At 42.6% G+C, this 22,538-nt stretch carries 19 protein-coding genes and 1 pseudogene; 5 read left to right on the top strand and 15 right to left on the bottom strand.

The genetic code is table 11. The features are described 5' to 3' along the window. Nucleotides 1–5: 5 nt before the first annotated feature. The 4 genes from nusA (at nucleotide 6) to NDN11_RS16360 (ending at nucleotide 5,539) form a co-directional block, all read left to right on the top strand. Complete coding sequence (gene nusA, locus NDN11_RS16375) at nucleotides 6–1,490, top strand: transcription termination factor NusA (protein ID WP_004802322.1); 1,485 nt, start codon at nucleotides 6–8, stop codon at nucleotides 1,488–1,490. Between the two features lie 10 nt (nucleotides 1,491–1,500). Beyond that, nucleotides 1,501–4,215 (top strand): translation initiation factor IF-2, encoded by a 2,715-nt coding sequence (gene infB / locus NDN11_RS16370; RefSeq protein ID WP_167250337.1) that lies wholly within the window; start codon nucleotides 1,501–1,503, stop codon nucleotides 4,213–4,215. Then, nucleotides 4,215–4,616, top strand: a complete 402-nt coding sequence (locus NDN11_RS16365; RefSeq protein WP_004774100.1) for a ribosome-binding factor A — start codon at nucleotides 4,215–4,217, stop codon at nucleotides 4,614–4,616. Before infB ends, NDN11_RS16365 begins: the two co-directional genes overlap by 1 nt. A 362-nt stretch (nucleotides 4,617–4,978) precedes the next feature. Then, a complete protein-coding gene (locus tag NDN11_RS16360; RefSeq protein WP_251110235.1) occupies nucleotides 4,979–5,539 on the top strand; it encodes a hypothetical protein in 561 nt (186 codons plus the stop codon). Nucleotides 5,540–5,749: 210 nt separating this feature from the next. Here NDN11_RS16360 and NDN11_RS16355 read toward each other — a convergent pair whose 3' ends face one another. From NDN11_RS16355 to hisIE, 9 genes are all read right to left on the bottom strand, one after another. Then, complete coding sequence (locus NDN11_RS16355) at nucleotides 5,750–6,124, bottom strand: Na+/H+ antiporter subunit G (RefSeq protein WP_004802326.1); 375 nt, start codon at nucleotides 6,122–6,124, stop codon at nucleotides 5,750–5,752. A gap of 11 nt (nucleotides 6,125–6,135) precedes the next feature. Next, nucleotides 6,136–6,411 (bottom strand): monovalent cation/H+ antiporter subunit F, encoded by a 276-nt coding sequence (locus tag NDN11_RS16350; protein ID WP_167250341.1) that lies wholly within the window; start codon nucleotides 6,409–6,411, stop codon nucleotides 6,136–6,138. Then, entirely contained in the window at nucleotides 6,408–6,935 is a 528-nt protein-coding gene (locus NDN11_RS16345; protein WP_167250343.1) for a Na+/H+ antiporter subunit E, read from the bottom strand. Before NDN11_RS16345 ends, NDN11_RS16350 begins: the two co-directional genes overlap by 4 nt. Continuing rightward, nucleotides 6,935–8,746, bottom strand: coding sequence for a monovalent cation/H+ antiporter subunit D (locus tag NDN11_RS16340; RefSeq protein ID WP_251110234.1), 1,812 nt, complete (start codon nucleotides 8,744–8,746; stop codon nucleotides 6,935–6,937). Before NDN11_RS16340 ends, NDN11_RS16345 begins: the two co-directional genes overlap by 1 nt. Then, nucleotides 8,746–9,114 (bottom strand): Na+/H+ antiporter subunit C, encoded by a 369-nt coding sequence (locus NDN11_RS16335; RefSeq protein ID WP_004774108.1) that lies wholly within the window; start codon nucleotides 9,112–9,114, stop codon nucleotides 8,746–8,748. Before NDN11_RS16335 ends, NDN11_RS16340 begins: the two co-directional genes overlap by 1 nt. Beyond that, complete coding sequence (locus NDN11_RS16330) at nucleotides 9,107–11,959, bottom strand: monovalent cation/H+ antiporter subunit A (RefSeq protein ID WP_251110233.1); 2,853 nt, start codon at nucleotides 11,957–11,959, stop codon at nucleotides 9,107–9,109. The genes NDN11_RS16335 and NDN11_RS16330 overlap by 8 nt, the downstream gene beginning before the upstream one ends. Before the next feature lie 254 nt (nucleotides 11,960–12,213). Beyond that, nucleotides 12,214–13,596 (bottom strand): ATP-binding protein, encoded by a 1,383-nt coding sequence (locus NDN11_RS16325; RefSeq protein ID WP_167250350.1) that lies wholly within the window; start codon nucleotides 13,594–13,596, stop codon nucleotides 12,214–12,216. A gap of 24 nt (nucleotides 13,597–13,620) precedes the next feature. Next, complete coding sequence (locus NDN11_RS16320; protein WP_251110232.1) at nucleotides 13,621–15,123, bottom strand: UvrD-helicase domain-containing protein; 1,503 nt, start codon at nucleotides 15,121–15,123, stop codon at nucleotides 13,621–13,623. Nucleotides 15,124–15,132: 9 nt separating this feature from the next. Next, nucleotides 15,133–15,900: a bifunctional phosphoribosyl-AMP cyclohydrolase/phosphoribosyl-ATP diphosphatase HisIE gene (hisIE, locus tag NDN11_RS16315; RefSeq protein ID WP_167250354.1), complete on the bottom strand. Its 768-nt coding sequence runs from the start codon at nucleotides 15,898–15,900 to the stop codon at nucleotides 15,133–15,135. A gap of 213 nt (nucleotides 15,901–16,113) precedes the next feature. Between hisIE and NDN11_RS16310 the strand changes: the two are divergent. Then, nucleotides 16,114–16,379, top strand: a pseudogene (locus NDN11_RS16310) (hypothetical protein). Between the two features lie 10 nt (nucleotides 16,380–16,389). Here the strand turns inward: NDN11_RS16310 and NDN11_RS16305 are convergent. From NDN11_RS16305 to NDN11_RS16280, 6 genes are all read right to left on the bottom strand, one after another. Further along, a complete protein-coding gene (locus tag NDN11_RS16305; protein WP_251110231.1) occupies nucleotides 16,390–16,767 on the bottom strand; it encodes a VOC family protein in 378 nt (125 codons plus the stop codon). Between the two features lie 12 nt (nucleotides 16,768–16,779). Further along, nucleotides 16,780–18,096 carry an FAD-dependent oxidoreductase gene (locus NDN11_RS16300; protein ID WP_251110230.1) on the bottom strand — a complete coding sequence of 439 codons (1,317 nt, stop codon included), beginning with the start codon at nucleotides 18,094–18,096 and terminating at the stop codon, nucleotides 16,780–16,782. A gap of 144 nt (nucleotides 18,097–18,240) precedes the next feature. Then, complete coding sequence (locus NDN11_RS16295; RefSeq protein ID WP_251110229.1) at nucleotides 18,241–19,860, bottom strand: ABC1 kinase family protein; 1,620 nt, start codon at nucleotides 19,858–19,860, stop codon at nucleotides 18,241–18,243. 12 nt (nucleotides 19,861–19,872) lie between these two features. After that, nucleotides 19,873–20,553 carry a ubiquinone biosynthesis accessory factor UbiJ gene (locus NDN11_RS16290; RefSeq protein WP_251110228.1) on the bottom strand — a complete coding sequence of 227 codons (681 nt, stop codon included), beginning with the start codon at nucleotides 20,551–20,553 and terminating at the stop codon, nucleotides 19,873–19,875. A 10-nt stretch (nucleotides 20,554–20,563) separates the two neighbouring features. Continuing rightward, on the bottom strand, nucleotides 20,564–21,505 hold the full coding sequence (ubiE, locus tag NDN11_RS16285; protein WP_167250366.1) for a bifunctional demethylmenaquinone methyltransferase/2-methoxy-6-polyprenyl-1,4-benzoquinol methylase UbiE: 942 nt from the start codon (nucleotides 21,503–21,505) through the stop codon (nucleotides 20,564–20,566). 210 nt (nucleotides 21,506–21,715) lie between these two features. Further along, nucleotides 21,716–22,423, bottom strand: a complete 708-nt coding sequence (locus NDN11_RS16280; protein WP_216076283.1) for a DUF8198 family protein — start codon at nucleotides 22,421–22,423, stop codon at nucleotides 21,716–21,718. Nucleotides 22,424–22,538 lie beyond the last annotated feature (115 nt).

Here is a 22,538-nt window from a genome sequence, read left to right as displayed (position 1 = left end):
GACTTATGGGCCGCGAAATTCTTACCGTTGCAGAAACGGTTAGTAATGAAAAAGGTGTTAGTCGTGAAGCGATCTTCCAAGCGTTAGAGCAAGCACTTGTTGCGGCAACGAAGAAAAAGTTTTACGAAGGTACACGTTCAGAAGAAGCTCAACTACGTGTTGAGATTGATCGTAAAACGGGTGATTACCGTACTTTCCGTCAGTGGACTGTAGTTGCGGATGAAGATCATGAAATGCCAGCATGCCAAGACGCGATTTCTGATTTAGACCCTGCTCAGTGGTCAATTGGTGACGTACGTGAGTTGGAAGTTGAATCGATTGAATTCGGCCGTATTGCTGCACAAATTGCAAAACAAGTAATCGTACAAAAGATTCGTGAAGCTGAGCGCGCACTGGTTGCGGATGCTTATGAGTCTAAAGTGGGTGAGTTGATTTACGGTGAAGTGAAAAAGCAAACTAAAGATGGCTTTATCATTGATCTTGGTGACAACGCTGAAGCTTATTTAGCGCGTGAAGAAACCATTCATAAAGAAATTTTACGTCCTAAACAGCGTATCAATGCGATTTTGTATAACGTAAATCGTGAAGGCCGTGGCGCACAATTATTATTGTCTCGTGCGCGTCCTGAAATGCTGATTGCATTGATGAAAAAAGAAATTCCAGAAATTTCTGAAGAAATCATTGAAATTAAAGCGGCTGCTCGTCAACCAGGTGTTCGTGCTAAAATTGCAGTGAAAACCAATGACCATCGTATTGACCCTGTGGGTGCATGTATTGGTATGCGTGGTACGCGTATCCAAGCGGTACAACAAGAGTTGAACGGTGAGCGTATTGATGTCGTGGTGTGGTCTGATGATCCAGCACAATATATTGCAAGTGCACTAGAGCCAGCTGATGTATCAGGTATCGTTTTAGATGAAGATGCACGTAGTGCAGATATTATCTTTGCGACCAATGATCAGTTAGCGCGTGCAATTGGTTCGCAAGGACAAAATGTTCGTTTAGCATCGGAATTGACGGGTTATAAACTCGACATGATGTTAGAAGAAGAGTATCGTGCTCGTCAGCAAAATGAAGCACAACAATATTTAGATATGTTTGTTACACGTCTTGATATTGAAGAAGACTTGGCAATGGCATTGGTAGAAATGGGCTTCACTTCACTAGAAGAGATTGCTTATGTGCCAGCTGAAACATTCGACGAAATCGAGCTTGAGGCTGATTTAGTTGAACTGTTACAAAGTCGTGCGAAAGAAGCTGCTTTGACGGATGCATTGAAACAGCAAGAAAATATTCAAGAGCCAAGTGCAGAACTTCTCGGTATGGAAGGTATGACGACTGAGATTGCATATGCTTTGGCGGCGCGTGGTGTGGTTACTGTTGATGATTTGGCAGACCAAGCAACTGATGATATCTCTGATATCGAAGGTTTAGGTCATGACAAAGCGGGTCAGTTAATCATGAAAGCACGTGAATCATGGTTTAACTAGGAGATAATAGATGACGGACAAGTCGATTCAAGAGTTAGCGCTCAGCGTAGAACGTCCTGTAGAGAAACTCCTAGAGCAGGTTCGCGAAGCAGGTCTACCACAGCGTAAAGCAGATGACATTATTACCACTGAACAGCAAGATACTTTGGTCAATCACTTGAAAAAAGTACATGGTCAGGAAAGTGGTAACACAGGAAAGATTGCGTTGAAACGTAAAACAACGAGTACTGCTAAAGTTACAAGTACTTCAGGTAAAGCAAAAAGCATTAATGTTGAAGTTCGCAAGAAACAAGTTTTTGCTAAACCAAATCCAGAATTACTTGCAGCTGAAGCAAAAGCGCGTGTAGAAGCTGATGCAAAAGTACGTGCTGAGCAAAAAGTACGTAATGATGCTGAGCAAACTGCACGTCATACGGCTGAACAAAAAGCCAATGCAACTTTAGAAGCAATGCGTGCAGCGCATACTTCTGATAATTCAGCTCAAGCGCCAGCAAAAACTGCTGTTGTGGTGAAAAAGCGTAATAGCGACAAGGTGATTAAAGCCCCTGTTATTCGCCCGACAGAAACACCAGAGCAAAAAAGAGCACGTGAAGAGCAAACTGCTCAGTTGAAAGCGACTGAAGAAGCAGTACGTCGTAAAGCAGCTGAAGAAGCGCAGCAACGTACACTTGAGCAAATGCGTCAGATGGCATCAAAATATTCAAATGATGATGCGACTGCAACGATTCGTGTGATTGATGATTCACCTTTAGCCGCTGGTCTTGTTGGTCAAGCGTATGAAGATTCCTTCAATAAGGAAGACCGTGAAATCAAACGTGGTGGTGCAACTGCAAATCCACGTGCTGGTAAGAAAGGCGGTCGTGGTGGCGATGCTCAATCAGAGCAAAGCTTCAGTAAAAGCCATCATAAGCGCGGCTTAAAAACTAGCCAAGCAAATAAACATGGCTTTGAAAAACCAGTTAAAAAGCAAATTTATGATGTTGAGATCGGTGAAAAAATCATCGTTGCTGATCTTGCACAAAAAATGGCTGTAAAAGTTCGTGAAGTAATCAAGACCCTCATGAAGATGGGTGAGCTTGTAACTCAGAACCAAGCGATTGATCAAGATACTGCTGTACTTGTAGTTGAAGAATTGGGTCACAATCCAGTTTTAGTTTCTGATACGCAAGCAGAAGATAACTTATTGGTTGCGGCTGAAGAAGCACGTGGTGAGCAAACAACTCGTCCACCAGTCGTGACAATCATGGGTCACGTTGACCATGGTAAAACATCGTTACTGGATCGTATCCGTCGCTCTAAAGTGGCAGCGGGTGAAGCGGGTGGTATTACTCAGCATATTGGTGCTTATCACGTTGAAACTGAGAAAGGTATTATTACTTTCCTAGATACACCGGGACACGCAGCATTTACTTCTATGCGTTCACGTGGTGCAAAAGCGACTGATATCGTGGTACTTGTTGTTGCTGCTGATGATGGTGTTATGCCACAAACAGCGGAAGCAATTGACCATGCACGCGCTGCTGGTACTCCGATTATTGTTGCCATCAACAAGATGGATAAAGAGTCGGCTGATGTAGACCGTGTATTAAACGAATTGACTACTAAAGGTATCGTACCTGAAGAGTGGGGCGGTGATGTTCCAATTGCAAAAGTATCAGCACACTCTGGTGCGGGTATCGACGGCTTACTTGATTTAATCTTGATCCAAGCTGAATTGATGGAGCTTAAAGCTTCAGCTGAAGGTGCGGCACAAGGTGTTGTAATCGAAGCACGTGTAGACAAAGGTCGTGGTGCAGTAACGTCGATTCTGGTACAAAACGGTACATTGAACATCGGTGACTTAGTACTTGCTGGTTCATCTTATGGTCGTGTTCGTGCCATGGTTGATGAAAATGGTCAACGTATTACTTCTGCAGGTCCTTCGATTCCAGTTGAGATTCTAGGTTTACCTGATGCGCCAATGGCGGGTGATGAAGTTCTTGTGGTGAATGATGAGAAGAAAGCACGTGAAGTTGCTGATGCTCGTTCTGACCGTGAACGTCATAAACGTTTAGAGCGTGCGAGTGCAATGCGTCTTGAAAACATCATGGCATCTATGGGTAAAAAAGATATTCCTTATGTGAATGTCGTACTCAAAACTGATGTACGTGGTACTTTGGAAGCGTTACATGTTGCACTTGACGAGCTTTCTACAGATGAAGTTAAAGTCCGTGTAATTGGTTCTGGTGTTGGTGCGATCACTGAGTCAGATGTTACTTTGGCTGAGTCTTCAGAAGCGGTATTATTAGGTTTCAACGTACGTGCGGATAACTCTGCTCGTCAAAAATCTGATCAAGATGGTATCGATATTCGTTACTACAGCGTCATTTATCATTTGATTGATGATGTTAAAGCTGCAATGAGCGGTAAGCTTGCGCCAGAACATCGTGAAACGATCTTGGGTGTTGCTGAAGTACGTGAAGTCTTCCACTCAAGTAAATTTGGTGCAGCAGCAGGCTGTATGGTCCTTGAAGGTGTATTACACCGTAACAAGCCAATTCGCGTATTACGTGATGATGTGGTTGTGTTCCAAGGTGAGCTTGAATCTCTTCGTCGTTATAAAGAAGTGGTTGAAGAAGTTCGTGCCGGTATGGAATGTGGTCTTGCAGTTAAAGGTTATAAAGACATCAAAGCACAAGATAAGATCGAAGTGTATGATGTTCAATTGATTAAACGGAGTCTTTAATGGCGGGTAGCCAACGCTTAAAGCGCATGGCGGATTCAGTACAGCGCGAGTTGTCTGAACTTATCCGTCAGGAGCTTAAAGATCCACGTCTGGGTGGTCTTGTGACCATCTCAGCCGTGAAAGTCAGTGCAGATATGGGATATGCTGAAGTATATGTCACTGTAATGGGTCGTGAACTTGGTGATGATCAAAGTGAAGCAGCAAATAAAGAAACTTTAGATGTGTTGAATAAAGCGTCTGGTTTCCTGCGTCATGAATTGAGCCGTCGTATCAAGACACGTATTACGCCAAGATTGCGTTTCCATTACGATAAGACCAATGCCTATGGTAACTATATGTTTGGTCTGATTGCTGAAGCGGTTAAGGATCTGCCTGAACAAGAGCAAGATGAACAAAAGTAAATAGATATAAAAAAGCCACCTTCGGGTGGCTTTTTTATGTCTTGGCATACCAATAGTGAAAATATTTAATTTTTTATAAAAATAAATGGTCTTGTTTGTTCAAGAAACACTGCTTGTCGGATTGATATATTGGATTCTTGACTCTATTTGAATGGGGTATTAGTGTTAAGTTGTGGTTAAAAAATAAACAAAATATTGCATTATTTTTAGATGAATTTAAATCTGACTTCTATATCAATATTTAGAATCTTGTGTTGGTGGTGACAAATAAGATGAGTTGGTTGTCTTGTAGAATCTTTGGTTTTCTGACTCGCTACTATTAATAATAAATTCTAATTATTTGACTTAACGGAGATTGTGAAATGAATGATACAAGAAAGTGGAAAGAACCAAGCCCTAGTCTTGATAAAGATAAAGACATAGATAAGCATAAAGATAAGGTCATTCCAAATGAGACGACACAGGTTGATGCAAAAGCAGTAATCACTCCAAAAAATGCGCAAAGCATCTTTTTGCAGGCCGTAGCTACAGATAAGCCGTTCTTCACTAATCCGACTCATCCACCTCTGGTGGTTCCACCTGGTCATATCTTCTATTGGGCCTCGGCCACCTCCTCGCTTTGGACTGATAATAAGGATACCTCCTCTAATCGTCCTCTTTATGGTTGGGACTTTGAGCCAAATGAACAAGTTGTCACTTGGCTTCGACGTGCGCAACTTATGGGGTTGTGTAGCTTGGGCAATGGAAAGTCCTTAGCGGTTGGTTATGAGGAGAAATTTGATCAGTCTAAAGGTGGAACTTGGTATTACATAAATGACAGTGGAACAACGAGAAATTATTATTGGTATATGAACGATAACTTTAATTACTACAGCGATAATGCTGGTGTTGCAAACATGACTTTTATCGTCATGCCATATTAGTAAATTATAAGTAGGTTTGTTATATATCTACGTAATTTAGCTTTATAAAGAAATACTAATCTGGTTGAAGCCATGAGTTTACTAGTGGGGTTTATGATAGGTGGCTCATAGAAATTTAAAATAATAAAAATTATTTTTTATAGTTTTAAAATTATGAGTGATTAAAAAAGCCACCTTCGGGTGGCTTTTTTAATGCGCTGAATAAAAGTATTAATCTTTCTTCAAAGGATGACGACGATAGCGTTGCCAAGGAAGCGGACGATTTAACGCTTCTGGTACATCACCACTGGTTGAACGTAAGCGTAGATGAATCGCAGCCTGTGCCATCAAATTAGCCGATACAGGCGCCGTAATAAACGCAAACAAAGTAATCAGTAGCTCAGCAAAACCAAATCGGCCATGCATTGCAGCAAAGATCATGGCAGCAATCAGAAAGCTGCCTAAACCTAAGGTACTTGATTTGGTTGGTGCATGCAGACGCATAAACAAGTCGGGTAGACGAATCATGCCGATCGAACCGATCAGCATAAAGAATGCACCAAACACCACAAAAAATGAAACGACAATCTCAAGAATCAGTTGCATGGCATTGCTCCTTAGTCAATTACATGACCTGTAGTGAAGTAACGAGCAAGCGCGGCAGTAGAAACAAAGCCGAGCATTGCAACCAATAATGCACCTTCAAATAGATTGGTGCTGACCCAATAAATCCCTAAGACCACGATCAAGCAGGTCGCATTTAGAAATAGGGTGTCGAGTGCCAAGAGTCGATCAATCACTGAAGGGCCTGCAACTAGGCGAATCAAACATAGAAACATGGAGATCGTGATGGCAATTAAACCGATACCCAATGCATAAGGTAAAATGGTCATTTAGTCGCTCCTTCTGCAATCTTGACATCAAAGATTTCGATTAAAGGCATTTCATAACGCTTTTTAATGTCCTGAATATCTAGCTCAGTATTATCAGAACTGAGCGCATGCACCAGAATATCTCCACGCTCCTGATCAATTCCTGCTGAAACCGTACCAGGTGTGGTGGTAATAATCATTGCGAGTAGGGTATTGACCTGTTCATGTTCAGTTTCTAATGGAACGCGATACCATTTGGGATGAAGTGCATCCATAGGTCCGAGTACCATTTTGGCAACACGAAAATTAGAAATCACGATATCCCAAAGCACCACAAAAACCAGTTTAATAGCAGGCATCCAGTGAATATGTGGTGTTCTGGCAATAAATGGGCTGACCAAACGTGCAATCCCGATTGCTAGAATCACGGCAATTAAAATATCGGTCACATCCAGACTATGTGCCAGCATCAGCCAGCTCAAAAAAATCAGGACAGACACAAATGGATGTGGGAACCAACGGTCAAGCAAAGATGGTTTTTGCATTAGTGATCCTCCATTGGTTTTAATTGCGTGCTATTTGGAATAGTTGGTGCTTCTAAAATCTGCCCAGCAATTTGACGTTGCTTATATTCAGAAATATGTTCACCTTGAAGTGTTGGCTTCGAGATAATATCTGGAATAAGTAGCGCATTATGATCCTCAACCTCACCGCCATATTTGGTTTCAGGTAAATAACCTGGATCATAAGGTTGTACGCTAATCGGACGACCTTGTGCATCATGTTTCAAAATACTTTGATTGTAGAGTGCATGATTTTGAATTTGCTGTGCTGTTGCAACGGTATAGCTTTGAATAGGTGCAGCAAAAACGACATAAGCCATCAAGCCAGCAAGTAATGCATAGATTGCGGTATCATTGCGCTTAGGCGCAACCTCAGGCAGTGCTTGATATTCTGTATAAGCCGCTTCTTTTTGATCTTCTTCTGGTGGTGTTGCACGCCAAAATAGAATAAAACCAACACGGGTCAGGGCAATGATACTGAGTAAGCTGACAATCAGGATGACTGCAATGATCAAGCCTTGATACGGTGTTTCAGCCGTGGCTTGCAGAATAAAGACTTTACCTAAGAAGCCACTAAATGGTGGTAAACCTGCCAGCATAAGTGCAATGGTAAAATATGTGAAAGCAGCCGCTTTTTCCTGTTTGATCTTTGGTGCGACTTTTAAATGGTCTTTGAAAGCACCACGTTGTGAAGTCATCCAGCCACAGAATAAATAGAAAGCTGCTGCGATTAAGGTACTATGAACTAAATAATACAGTGCTGCGGCCCATGCTTGAGTATTGAACATGGCAATTGCAATCAATAATGTACCAATCGATGACAACACCATAAAACCAACGAAGCGGCGTAAGCGTTCTGCGCCAATCGCACCAATCACGCCATAGAGCGATGTCACCAAACCAATAATCAATAAGCAGTTTTTGAAAATGCTCTGTGCCATCGCATCATCAAAGACTGTACCATTGACACGTAAAATGGCGTAAATCCCCACTTTGGTCATAATGGTAAAAATCGCAGCAACAGGTGTACTTGCAACCGCATAGGTTTTTGGTAACCAGAAGCCAACTGGAAGCATTGCAGCTTTAATACCAAACACGACAAACAGGAGTAAGCCACCTGCAATCGCAAGCTTATGCTGATCACCATCCAGAGTAGAAACCAAACGGCCAACATCAGCCATGTTTAAGCTACCCACGCTGCCATAGATCATACCTAAACCAATCAGGAAGAGGGCAGAAGCAAGTAAATTGATGGTGACGTAATGAACACCAAGTTGAAAACGTGGGCGGCCTTGACCATGCAATAACAATACATAAGAAGCCATCAACAAAATTTCGAAGAATACGAATAAGTTGAATAAATCCCCAGTAAGGAATGCACCTGTGATTCCCATGAGCAAGAAATGCACCATCGTATGGAAATAACGTCCACGTGTGTCCCAATTGTCGCTTGCATACCAAATCACAGGAACTGCAAGTACGTAGGTGAGCAGCAGCATGAATGCAGACAAACGGTCAAGAACCAGCACAATACCAAAAGGAGCAGACCATTCACTGAGTTGATAAACTGTGATTTGTCCTGTGCTGGCAATGCTGACATAACTGATCGCGGTGATTAAACCTAAAACAGCTGAAGTAAGGCTAATTCCACGACGCCAAGGTTGGCGCCAATCTTGTTTTAAAGAACCTGAACCTGGATTGCCCAATAATACCAAGATAAAACTGGTAAATGCTGGGATTAAGATACTGATAATTGGAGCATGAGCGTGCCAAAAACTGTAAAAATCAAACATTATGGCTCATCCTCACGTGGGTCATAAGTCAAGGTTGGTTCTTCTTTAGAGTCGACATGATCTGTACCCGATTCATAACGACTACGTAATGCAAGTTGCACGATAAAGGCAGTGGTTGCGAAGCCAATCACAATCGCTGTTAATACCAGTGCTTGAGGCAATGGATCAGTGACTTTGGTCGCTTGGGTCAAAACAGCTGGTGCATTGATTTGTAAGCGTCCCATGGCGAAGAGGAACAGATTCACGGCATAGCCAATCATGGCTAAGCCAAGAACGACAGGAAATGTTCTGGCACGTAGAATCAAATAAATGCCTGTTGCGGTAAGTAAGCCAATCCCCGAAGCGAGTAAAAATTCAATACTAACCATTTTCTTTATCTCCACTTGGGATTGGGCCAGCCATACTTGAGTGGCGTGAGTCTCCGAGTACAGAGATCAGCAACATGGCAGCACCAACAACGGTAATGTAGACACCAGTGTCAAATGCGACTGCTGAGGCAAGATGCATTTTTCCAAGCAAGGGTGCTTCAACATAGATATGCGCACTGGTCAAGAATGGGCGAGTCCAGAACCAAGCGGCGATGCCAGTTAGACCTGCGATGGTTAAACCCGCGCCAATCCACAACTCATAAAGACGACCAGATTTGGCTTTAATCATTTGTTCAGTTTGGTCTTGTCCCAATACGATGTATTGAATGATTAATGCCATTGAGGTGATTAAACCCGCAATAAAGCCACCACCAGGTAAGTTATGTCCACGCATAAAGATATAGACACTCACGACCAAGGCCAGTGGCAATATCCAAGATGCTGTAATACGCAACATCAACGGTGAGGGATTAAAACGGTAAGAAAGGCCTTGTGTCATGGTGGTACCATGCGCACGCATACCATCCATCAGACATAGCGCACCAATCGCAGCAATACCTAATACGGTAATCTCACCAAAGGTATCGAAACCACGGAAGTCAACCAAGATCACGTTAACAACGTTTGAACCACCACCCAGTGGAATCGCTTGTTGCATAAAGAACCACGAGATGGAATTGTGATCGCGGGTTAGCAATAACCAAGTAATCCAGCCAATACCTAAACCACCTGCAATGGCAAGGCTGGCATCTCTCCAACGACGTGAACGACTTGATTCATATGGGGTGAGTTGTGGTAATAATGACAGGCTCATTAATAATAAAACAGTGGTCACCACATCAACTGTAATCTGGGTTAATGCCAAATCAGGTGCTGATAAAGTCACAAACACCATCGTGACGACTAGACCGACTGCACCACTAATCAAGACTGCTTTGATACGTTCATGATGGAACCAAAGCATCATCCAGCACCCTGAGAACAGTGTCAGCCAGAGTACGATCGCCACCCAAGGTGCATGGGTCAGCTCACGTGTGCCTGTGGTTAAGCCTTGGTTGAATAGCGGTAAGCCCACCATGATGATGCTAAACAAAACAATCCAGAGGATATAGCTTTGCAAAGAACCATTTTCAGTCTTTTGCTTAATCCTGCGGCTGATGAGTAATAAATTTTTCAAGAATAGATCGAACAAGATCTTGCCTTGGAATTTTCCAAGATAAGGATCTAAGTCGATTTTGCGAATACGACCATCTTTTGCCAATGCAAAATAGAAAATTGATCCGCCAATCAGTGCAATCAAACTCATGATCAGTGGGGCGTTAACACCATGCCAAATCGCAAGATGAACCCCCTCAAATTCAGGCTGTGCCAAACTTGCACGAGTGACACTGTTGACCATTGTCCCTGCAAATAGGGCTGGGAGAATGCCCACCAAAATACATAAGGTTGCCAAAATAATGGCCGGTAAACGCATACCGAAATGTGGTTCGTGTGCATCTTTATTCGGTACGTGTTTACCAACAGCACCATCAAAGAACACACCATGTACCAAGCGAATCGAATAGCTGACTGCAAAAATACCTGCCAGCGTAGCGACAATGGCTGAAATCACCATCACTGGACCAGACAAGTTTGCCAATAGCTCGGTAAAGAACATTTCTTTAGAAATAAAGCCATTGGTCAGTGGTACACCCGCCATTGAGGCAGCGGTGATCATGGTGAGGGTGCCCGTAAATGGAAGTAGTTGCCAAATACCACTGAGCTTGCGTAAATCACGTGTACCAGTTTCATGGTCAATAATCCCTGCAATCATGAACAGTGCAGCTTTAAAAGTTGCATGGTTAATGATGTGGAAAATTGCAGCTGCAACTGCCAGTGGCGAGCCAATACCGAGTAGACAGACAATCAAACCTAAATGACTGATAGTCGAATAAGCGAGAAGGCCTTTTAGATCCTCTTTGAAAATGGCAAAACCTGCGGCCATACACAAAGTGAATAAACCAACAAAAGTTACGATGTTGTGATACAGCGCAGCACCAATAAAGATAGGTGCTAAACGCGCTAGCAAGAAAATCCCTGCTTTTACCATCGTTGCTGAATGCAGATAAGCGGACACAGGCGTTGGTGCCGCCATTGCATTTGGTAACCAAAAATGGAATGGGAACTGGGCGCTTTTGGTGAATGCACCTAACAGGATCAGCAATAATGCAGGAACAAATAGCGCATGTTGCTGAATGGTATCCTTCATCAACACCAACTCATCAATTTGATAAGTGCCTGTGATTTGTCCAATCAACACAAAGCCACCCAGCATTGCTAAGCCGCCCATACCTGTAATGGTGAGAGCCATACGGGCACCGCGTTGGGCTGCCTCATATTGACTCCAATAACCTACTAATAGGAAAGAAGAGATACTGGTCAGTTCCCAAAACACCAACAGAATAATCAGGTTGTTTGAGAGAGAAATCCCCAGCATAGCTGCCATAAACAGCATTAATAACTGGTAGAGTTTGCTCAGAGAGTTTTTGGGGCTGAGATAGTAATAGGCATAAATATAAATCAGGGTGCCGATACCGCTAATCAGCAGACCAAACAATAAGCCTAATGCATCTAGGCGAAAACTCAGATTAATTCCAAGCTGTGGAAGCCAGTCCCAGCTTTGTTGCAGGGTATTGCCCTGTAGAACCGTTTCTGCCTGAGTCAAAAGTAAAATAAAACAACTAAGGCTGATGCCAATCGCCCCAAGTGCCGTCACGCCACGCGAAATACGCTGTAATTGTGAGACAAGGGTGGTGCCGAGTATGAGCGGTAATAAGATAATAATCGGTAGCACACTGGTATCCATGTCGATGATTTAGGTCGAAGACCTAAGGGGTGAATTTTCTTTCAAGACTTACAGGCACTCAAAGAGAATACCAAAAACTTTAAATCTTGAAGCCCAATCAAGTTAACGGAGGCAGCAAGTTGTATTGCACAACTTGAAAATAAAAAATGCGGTTTATTTTACTATAAAATATCAGTAAAAATCTGATGTTATTACATGAAACAAACAACATCATTTTATTGATAATGTTTCAATTTCTGTCTTTTGATACGCCTTTATAATGGAGTTTCTTGAGGTGTATCATCAATCTTGAGTAGATGGAGTAAATTGTTCTTTTCTTGCTCGTTTAAGTCCTGAATTTGTTGGAATAAATCATCGACTTTACTGGTCAATGGATCGGCTTGTAGCAAAGTTTGGGTTTGAATGGAATCTGCTGTTTCGGTCTGGGTAAGACCCAGATATAAATTTGAAAGCTGTTGTTGAGATGCTTCCAGATTGAGTTGATAGACACCGGCCTGATCGAGCTTTAAACATTGGTAATGTAATGCATGCTCAAGCAGTGCATCTCGATTGCCTGTGACGATGATTTGCAGGCGAGGAAAAGCCTGATGGAGACGTTCCAAAATTTCTGCACAGTGATTTTGGTCGAGTTGATGGTCAATTTGATCAATCATCAAAATCCCTTCGCCCTCTAAACAAGGGTTAAAGCAATGCTGATTGAGTAAGCACAGCCGACGACTAATGTCTCCAACCAATGCAATCCAGCTTTTGAGGGAAGCAGACAACTGCTGAAAGGGGATCAACTGATCGTGGTAACGCACCATCAATTGTAACTTTGGCACATACTGAATATAAATATCGTTCAATTCAGGGAAAACGGTATTTAAGCTATTTTTCAAGGCGTAAAGATTTGGTGCAGAGAGCTGCTTTGGATGATTAATCAGTTCTTGTTGTAATTCCTGCAATATCTCAGACTGATTTTGCTGGTTAAAGTCATTGCCCATTAAACGTCTAACGATATGCGCTGAGTGTGCATTTTCGACATCGCTGATTTCACGCAGCCATTCAAAAAAACGTGCAAAGGTTGTATATGGCACAGCAGTTAAATCGTAGGCAGAAATTTCCTGCAATGTCCCTGGAGTATTTTTACTTTGTAAATTGATGTCTTGGACAAAACGCTCAGCAGGGTAGTAAGCAATCAGTGGTAGCCCAAATAAAGGGTCTTGCAGCCCCGTTTTTTGATATAGCGTGACCATTTGATCAAGTTGCTGAGTTTCGACTTGACTGATGCCAACACTTTGACTATTAAATGTTTTATACAGTTTCCATGAGCAAGTCTGAGTATCTGTCTGTTGGGTTGAGCTGCTTTCAGTTAATACGCCAGCAAGCTCACTGCTCATACGCACCTGAATTTGGATCTTTGCTTGCAGGCGATTCAGCATAATGTCTTGATCAGCAATCACCACGCCTGCGGTACGAATATCTTTGTAGCGTGCGGAAAACCAAGTCAGGCTTTGGTAGATATTTTTTAAAATGGTACTTTTTCCTGTGGCTTGGTCGCCAAGGATCAACGTAATGGGGCGTTGCTCAGGATCAAATTCAAGATTTAAATCCCGAAACATCCCGATATGTTTAAATTGAACCGCTTCAAGTTGCATGAGCTGACCTCAATCAAGAGCGCTTTAACCTGCGGACTGACGAAGACTTGAGGGAGCGCACCGTTTTAATTGTTGTATTAAGTCATATAAGTGATGAATGTTTAAACTTACTTTAGCACGCGTGCAGGCTACGTAAAGTAGTCTTAGCTCTTCATCTGTAATTTTATGTTCTAGCCCATTTATTTTAAATTTGTAATCATCTTCGATATGCACGCGATTCCATTCAAGCCCTTTGGCTTTGTGGGCGGTTGAAATCACGTAATCCGCTTGTTCAATTGGTGTGATTTTTGCCAGTGCTTTTTTCAGTGGGTCAGTGCCATGATCATCAACTAACTTAACCAATGGCTTGATATCACTGCCATCATTGGTTTCACAATATTCATGTACATCATGCCAAGAGTTAAACCAAGCCAGTTCAGGAACATCGGTAATTCGCTTGCCTTGTTTGAGTAAGCTGGCAGCATCGACAAAGCGACTGAGTTTTTGATGATCAGCTTGTAGGCTGACTTTGTCTCCATGAACTAAGCCTGACAGCAGTAGTTCCATTGCTCGTGCATTAGTACGGCACAGGATTGCATCACGCATCTTGGTATGTGGCTTATTCACCACACTGGATTTCTGGTTTGGATTCCCTAGCAGAGGCACCGTTTCATTCAGTGCACCGAGTAAGCTGTTGGCAACATCTGCAATCGCTTCACCAAAACGGAACGACGTGGTAAGGCGACTTTCAGGTAATGGCATTTGCTGCATGGCATTGATTGCGCCACGCCATGCGTAAATTTGCTGGTGTGCATCACCGACATAAATGACTTGGGTGCTTTTCTGACGCAGTAAAATACCAAGCATTAATGGGTCGGCATCTTGTGCTTCATCAAACAACACATAATCGGCAGGAATATTTGGTTCTGATAAGGCCCAAAGTTTTAAGTAGATATCGTGTCCAATACCTGCTTGATGATTTGGATCAATTGATTCGAGCCAGCGTCGTTCCACCGCAGGGTAAAGATGCTGTTGCAAGGCGTCGATATCATCCAGATGTAACCAACTTGGCGCTTGAATATGCCGAGGTGCTGGATACTGTGAACTGGTTGAACAGAAGTAACTGACTGCATTTGCAACCAGACTGGCTAGACGACTCGGCATGAGTACATACTTTTCGTAACGTCCGCCCATAAGGCGACGTAGTGTAATGGGCTCTAGACGATATTCTTTGGCAATAAAGCTTGGGCTTAAGCGCGGTAAGCGTAATTTGTCGGTTACGCCTCGTGGCGCACTACGAAATGCCAGCGAGTGAAAGGTACGGCAGTTTACATTGCCATGAAACTTATTTTGAGCTTCAGCAGCAATGGCTTTGTTAAACGCCAAGTACATACCACGCCGTTCAGGCATGGCATCACTAATCATTTGTAAAGTCGTGGTTTTACCTGTGCCAGCATAGGCAATCACTTTAAAGGATTGACCTAAACGAGCATTGTCTATGGCAATTGCTTGCTCGTAGGTGGCTTTGGGTTTCTCTATATTTGACACAGGTTCTGGTTACACTTCTTGACTACGGTTGGCTTTTTCAACTAAACCGGATAAGCCTTGGCGACGCGCCAACTCATCCAGCACCACTCGTGGCTCAAGATCGAAATAACCTAACATCACAATGCTGTGGAACCATAGGTCCGCCACTTCATAGATCAAGTCGTGTTTATTTTCTAAAGAAGCAAGCACGGCATAATCTTTCGCAGCGATAATACTTTCTACACTTTCTTCGCCAACTTTTTCCAAGATTTTATTGATGCCTTTTTTATATAGGCTGGCAATATAAGAGCTATCCGCTTCAGCGGTTTTACGCTCTTGCATTAAACGACCTAAATAGCTGAGCACATCAACTTGTTCACTTTGACCATGATCGTGTGTTTCAACTTTAGCTGATGCACCATAAATTGCTGTCGGATCTTTGAGCTGTGCATCAACAATTTCCCAGCCTTGAGGTGTCAGTTTGCGGTAGAAACAAGACTCACGACCTGTATGGCAGGCAATGCCACCATGTTGTTCAATTTGTAAAATAATGACATCGGCATCGCAATCCAGACGAATTTCATGCACGGTTTGAAAGTGCCCTGATTCTTCGCCTTTATGCCAGAGTTTTTGACGTGAACGTGAGTAATACACCGCCTGATTTTTTTCAGAAGTCAGCTGTAAAGCTTCACGATTCATCCACGCAACCATGAGCACTCGACCAGTTTGATGATGTTGTGCAATGGCAGGAACAAGACCATTGGAATCAAATTTAACTTCATCTAACCAGTTTGACATGAGTGGAAATCCATTGAGTGGAGAGCAGCTAGTGTAGCGGTTGTGGCAAGGGTTGGCTATGCTTGTTGGGTAAAAAATCGGTTATGCGATTTTTGCATGAGATTGATAGAGTGAAGTTTATATTGTTATAAATAGGAGTTAACTTACTTGTTTTAAGTAAAACTTTTTCAATCCGTACTAATTGAGTGTTGGGTAAAATTTTGGGGTTCAGTATTGAAAAATCATGAAAATCTGGCTTGTAGAGTGTGTGGACTTATTCAATTCGAAGCACCATGGGGGGCGGTGGGAAAACACCTAACTTTATGATATGTGCTTGCTGTGGTGCTGAGTTTGGGTATGAGGACTGCACAAAAGAATCAGTAAAAGTTCATCGTACAAAATGGCTAGATACTGGTGCAAATTGGTGGGAAATAAAAAATAAGCCGGATCATTGGGATATTCATCTGCAACTGCAAAATATCCCGATAGATTATAAATAAAGGTGGTTTCTTAGTAGTTTGAAATTTCAATCAAATTTTGATCAGGATCTCTTAAATAAACTGATAAAATTTTCCCCATCGCACCCGTTCTTTCGATTGGACCTTCAATGATTTCAATTTGCTGTGCTTGGAGATGCGCAATCACTTCATTCAGTGGCGTTTCAGCAATAAAGCACAGATCCGCTGAGCCCGCAGTCGGGTGAAGTGCTTTGGGTTCAAATTCTTTGCCTACTTGATGTAGATTGATTTTTTGATTGCCAAATTGTAGTGCTTTGCGATTTTCACCGAAGCTAATGACTTCAAAATTCAGGGCAGATTGATAAAACTGACAAGTGACTTCAATATCTGCCACTGTTAATACCAAATGATCTAAATGACTAATTTTCATATTCAGTCGCTCTTATTCATATTCAGCTAAAGATTCGGTTTTGGTATCGAATATATGATTTTTCTCAGCATATTGCGCTACTTGTTGATAATCAAGTTGCTGAAACAGACCTGTTTTTAAACCTGAAATAGTGATTGCCATTTCTTTACGCAAATAAGGGATTTGATACATCCACGGAAAGGTTAGGTCACGTAGACCGCCCGCCCACCAATGATCAGATTGGTACAGCGGGGTGAGTAGGCGACTTAAAAATTGATAGAACTGGGTCGGGGAACGACGCTGTTGATGATAATGTTGCCACAGTGCTGACCAATCTATTTGCTGATTCTTCTGCGCATTCTGTAATGATTGTGAAAAAGCCCATGCATCCAACAAAGCCATATTGGCACCTTGCCCGAGTTGTGGACTCATGGCATGGGCAGCATCACCGATTACCCCAATTCGCCCTTGTCCAAATTGAGACATCACCACATCGCGATATTGCGCTGACAACCATTGCGGTTGATGTTGTTGATTCGACAATAGTTGTTTGAGCCATTCCGCCACATCAGGCCAGCGATCCGCTACTTGTTTTAACCATTTTTGCTTTTCGGATTCGTTGTCTAGGAATGTGTGCAATTGTGAGGTCGGTAAACTCCAGAATACACTAGAGAGTCGTTGCTGAGGCACTGTTGGTATAGCACCCGTAGGTAATACGCCCATCATGATCTTAGAGCGGTCATAAAATTGATGTAGGATTTCAGGATTGAGTGTTGGACATTCAGGCACGATAGTCCATACTGCGCCCCAAGGATAAGCCTGGTCAACTTTCACCCATGCTTGAGGGCGTAATTGACTGCGTGCACCATTGGCAATCAGTACAGCATCAAAACAGTCATCAAATTTGTGTTGCTGATAAGTACCTAATAATCGGACTTCGCTCGGTCGTTCTTCAATCTGTTCAATGCTATGGCTCATGCGCCAAGTCACATGACTAGAATATTCAGCCAGTTTGTGGGTGAGAACGTGACATAAAGTGGCACGATGAATACCGAGACCATAGAGATTACTACCTGCCTGATGATAGTGGCTATTCACCAAGAGACGCTTATCAGGAAGTTGACCTTCCAGACCTGTCACTTTAGCGCCTAATTTTAAGGCATGCTCAAGGACACCCAAATGTTCAAATACCGCTAAACCTGCAGGTTGCAATAGCAAACCCGCACCGACAGGCGAGAGTTCATCAACTTGTTCAAAAATCGTGACGTGATTGCCTTCACGGGCAAGCAGAATCGCCGTTGCCAGTCCAGCTGTGCCAGCACCAACAATTGCAAAATGAGGTGTTTTCATTATTTGTTCTTTTAAGATGTTTATCGATCAGTCAGCTATGATCTTAACTGATCTCGAAGATTTTATTAAGATTCATCAGGCAAATGTTGAAGCTTAAAACAAAGGCCGTATCCATGAGATACGGCCTTTGATGTGTATATCTGTTTATTTAGCAATACGCCACAATGCAATTATGCTGCTCAGTACAATCAGAATAATTGAGATAAACCATGGTGTAATAATCGCGATGGTCAACAAAATCAGCATCGTGCTACCAAACATCCAGCTACGACGTTGCTGCTGTTGCATTTGTAAGCGCATTTGCTGGATTTCACGCAGTTGTTTGTCATGCCAAGCTGATTGGTTTTTTAAACCATTTAAGCTGTCAATCAATAAGCCTGGAATATCCTGAGCGCCAAGTAATAGGTCAGGAATTTGCTGTCCCAGTTCTTTCACATTTTTGACTGGGTTCATATTGGCTTTGACCCATTCGGTTAGAATAGGTTTTGCCAGTTTCCAGATATCTAATTGAGGGTAGAGGTCAGTCCCTAGACCTTCAACATGCACCAGTGTTTTGAGTAACAACATCAATTGTGGTGGAATTTCTAAATGGAAACGACGGGCAATATCCATCACTTGAATCAAAATTCCTGCAAAATCAAGTTGATCCATTGGTTTTGAAACCATCGGGCCAACGGTACGACGCATTTCACGGGATAGGGCATCTTGATCTGTACCCGGTGGAATCCAGCCTGCTTGATGCACAATTTGAATCAATTGCATGAAGTTACTGTTCATCACCGCCAGTAGCATACGTGCAATCGTCATTTGATCGTGCTTAGACAATTCACCCATAATCGCACAGTCCAACGCGATAAAGCGTGGATTGCTTGGATTAATGGTCTCGACAAAGACATTGCCAGGATGCATGTCAGCATGGAAGAAATTGTCACGGAACACTTGGGTGAAGAAAATGGTTAAGCCTTTTTCCGCCAGATCCGCACGATCCATACCCAAACGATCAAAGGTAGCAATATCCGAAATCGGGACACCTGTGATGCGTTCCGCCACCATCACGTCTTTACTGTCCATATAGATTTCTGGCACGTACATCATACTTGAGCCAGTAAAGTAGTGACGCATACGGCGGGTATTATCCGCCTCTAAACTTAAATCAAGCTCATTTAAGATGATTTGACGATAGTCTTGAATAATTTCAGTGAGGTGTAGGGCACGGGCCGCTTCCAAACGATTTTCCAACCAATCGCCAAGCCAAGCTAGAATCTCAAAATCTTGTAAAATTTGACTGCGAATATCGGGGCGAGTGACTTTAACCACCACTTCACGACCATCATGCAAAGCTGCTGTATGCACTTGTGCAATCGAGGCTGCGGCAAGCGGTTGCTCATCAAAGCGTGAGAATAAGGTTGATACATCTGCTTTGAGTGATTCTTGAATGCGCTGTTTGGCTAGCTGAGTGTCATACGGTTTGACGCGATCTTGCAATAACACCAGTTGTGTTAAGACTTCTGGTGGAATTAGATCACGACGCGTAGACAGCAATTGACCGAGCTTAATTGCTAACGGACCCATGTCCTCTAAGGCTTCTTTTAGCTTCAGTGGATTTTTTTTCTCACGACTTGACCATGCGGCTGGATGCATTTTAATGATATTTAATGCATGACGTGCTTTTACTGGTAACTCTTCCGCAGGGAACAAGGTGTCAAGGCGATAGTGTGCTGCAATACGCCAGAGTTCGAGTAACCGTGTAACATGCGGAATCATATAAAGTCTTACCTAGTCTTGAGTGGAATGCTTTTGTGGGTTGAATTGAGCATTGAGTTGCTGAAGCTTGGCTTCTAGGCGGTCAATTTCTTGATTGAGTTGGCGGGTCTCTCGATTGAGATCATCCATCTGCCAACGTGGGGCAAATAAACCGCTATCTTCTTTTAAGGCATCTTCAACAAAAAATAAATGGCTTTGTAAAGAGTGTTTCAATTGCTTCGGTGCAAGTTGAATTTTGCCCAATTCATGTGCCAATTGTGGACCAATCCACGGTGATAAATGCGCTGCCAAGTCAGGCTCAGCTTGCTGCATAATTCTTTGAATGTCTTGCAATAAGTGATAATCACCTTGCAGTGGGATATTACCAATTTGATCCATATCACTGAGCAGTAATTTAACCAGCTCAACCGTATTTTCAACATGCAAAGTTGCAGTTGCATCCGTGAGTTTATGCTGAGGATCAAAAGGACGCTGTTCAAAAATAGAAGGGGTTTGACTTTGTCCCGTCACGGTCGGTTCTAGACGAACTCTATTTTCATCAAAAAAAACATCAACTGAGAGTTGTGGGCTGTCGATCACAACACGTAATAATTGACCTTGTAATTGATTGAGCTGAATGCGAGTAATCGCATCCAAATCAATCATATGATGAATGATACGTTCGACTGCACCGAGTGCTAAAATCGACCACATATCTTAAACCTTAAAGTTTGAATCCACGGTGAACAGCAACAATACCACCCGTTAAGTTATGGTAATCACAGCTTTGGAAACCTGCATTTTCCATCATCCCTTTAAGGGTACGTTGGTCTGGATGCATACGAATCGATTCAGCAAGATATTTATAGCTTTCAGAATCATTAGCAACCAGTTTACCCATGATTGGTAATGCGGTGAATGAGTAAAGATCATATAGTTTTGAGAAAGGCTCAAACACTGGCTTAGAAAACTCAAGAATCAATAAGCGACCACCTGGTTTAAGTACACGATACATCGCTTGTAACGCAGCATCTTTATCGGTCACATTACGTAAGCCAAAGCTGATGGTCACTAAATCAAAACTATTATCTGCAAATGGTTCTAACGTTTCAGCATTGGCAAGTACGAAATCAACGTTAGTACAGCCTGCATCAATCAGACGATCACGGCCGACATTTAACATTGATTCGTTGATGTCTGACAAAACGACATGACCTTGTGGGCCTACTTCACGGCTAAATACTTTTGCCAAATCACCTGTACCACCCGCAATATCAAGCACATGTTGGCCACGACGAACACCTGACATATTAATGGCAAAACGTTTCCAAATACGATGGATACCAAATGACATCAAGTCATTCATGATGTCGTATTTGCTGGCAACCGAATGGAAAACTTCTGCAACTTTTTGTGCTTTATCATCACTACTTACGGTTTGGTAACCAAAGTGTGTCGTTGCACCGACGTTGCCAGTATTGGCACCGCGGGGTAAGTTATATTTTGGGATTGAACCTGTTGAGGTCTGCGCTGCACCTTGTTGGATCGGCTGCTGCTGACCTTGTGGCGTGCCTTGTGGAAGGGGCGTGTTTAAGAAAGGGCTGACTTTGTCTGAACTTGGGTTTTGCTCAACTTCTGGGGTAGGCTGTTGGTTTTCGTTAGACATAGTTTTCTCCTAAACTTTCGCTCTAGCGGCACGAATCAGCAAGCATGATGACAGATTTTGTATTTTTTTACAGGCTTTCGCATGCAATTGTTATGAATAATATACAGAAAGTCACTTTCTCAAAAGTGTTTTAATTTTTCTTAAGATTTGAAAAGACTCATTTTTCTCTGCAACCTAAAGTGTCAGGATTGCAGAGAAATCAGCTCAGCCTTAGTTGCGGAATGGATTTGGGTGTCCTGCGTGGACTTTTTCAATGATCTCACGCTCTTTTTCGCTAAAGGTGTTGATAAAGGTTGCAGCAGACTTCATCGGTTTCATGGCTGCAAAACCTTCTTGGATAAACTCATACATACGATCAAATTGATACTTATGTGCAATGCCCTTACACATTTTAAAAGCAGCGTACATCATGGTTGAGCGCATATATTTATCAAGCGTAAGACCGAGCTCATCAAGCAACTGTAACTGTTCATAACGTGCATCGCCTTGATCAAGTTTGATTAAGGTTTGACGCATGATTTCATCAGTTAAGGGTGTTTCAGGAGGGTAATCTTGCAAGAGCTGTACCGCGACTTGTTCATCCAGTCGTGTCGCCAGAACAGCTAAACTGACTGATTTTGTGCCTGTCTTGATGGCATTTTCTGGCAAAAGATTTTCTGCTTTGTGGGCGTATTTCAGTAGCCGTTCGATTTGCTGTGCCATTGAATCAAAGTCTGGTCCACCATACAAACGATTTAAAAAATACTGGGCCATGAGTTGATTTTGAGTTTGGGCAAAAAACTCAGCATGAGTCTGTGCAATACGCTCTTTCATCCATGCCTGTACTTCATGCAATCTCTGTGCAAGCACAGGATCTTGGTGATAATTCAAAGTTTGATATTGTAATAAAAGATTATCAAATGCAGCGAGTTTTGACATGTTCGAACTCAAAGAAAATAAAACCATAAAATCATAGGCTGCATCATAACGGAGAACCATGACAGCATAAACTCTAAATGTTTAACAATTGGTCACTATGCTGCGATGACTACAG

Source organism: Acinetobacter sp. C26M, from assembly GCF_023702675.1.
Taxonomy (GTDB): domain Bacteria; phylum Pseudomonadota; class Gammaproteobacteria; order Pseudomonadales; family Moraxellaceae; genus Acinetobacter.
This window is presented reverse-complemented; position numbering and strand designations above follow the sequence as displayed.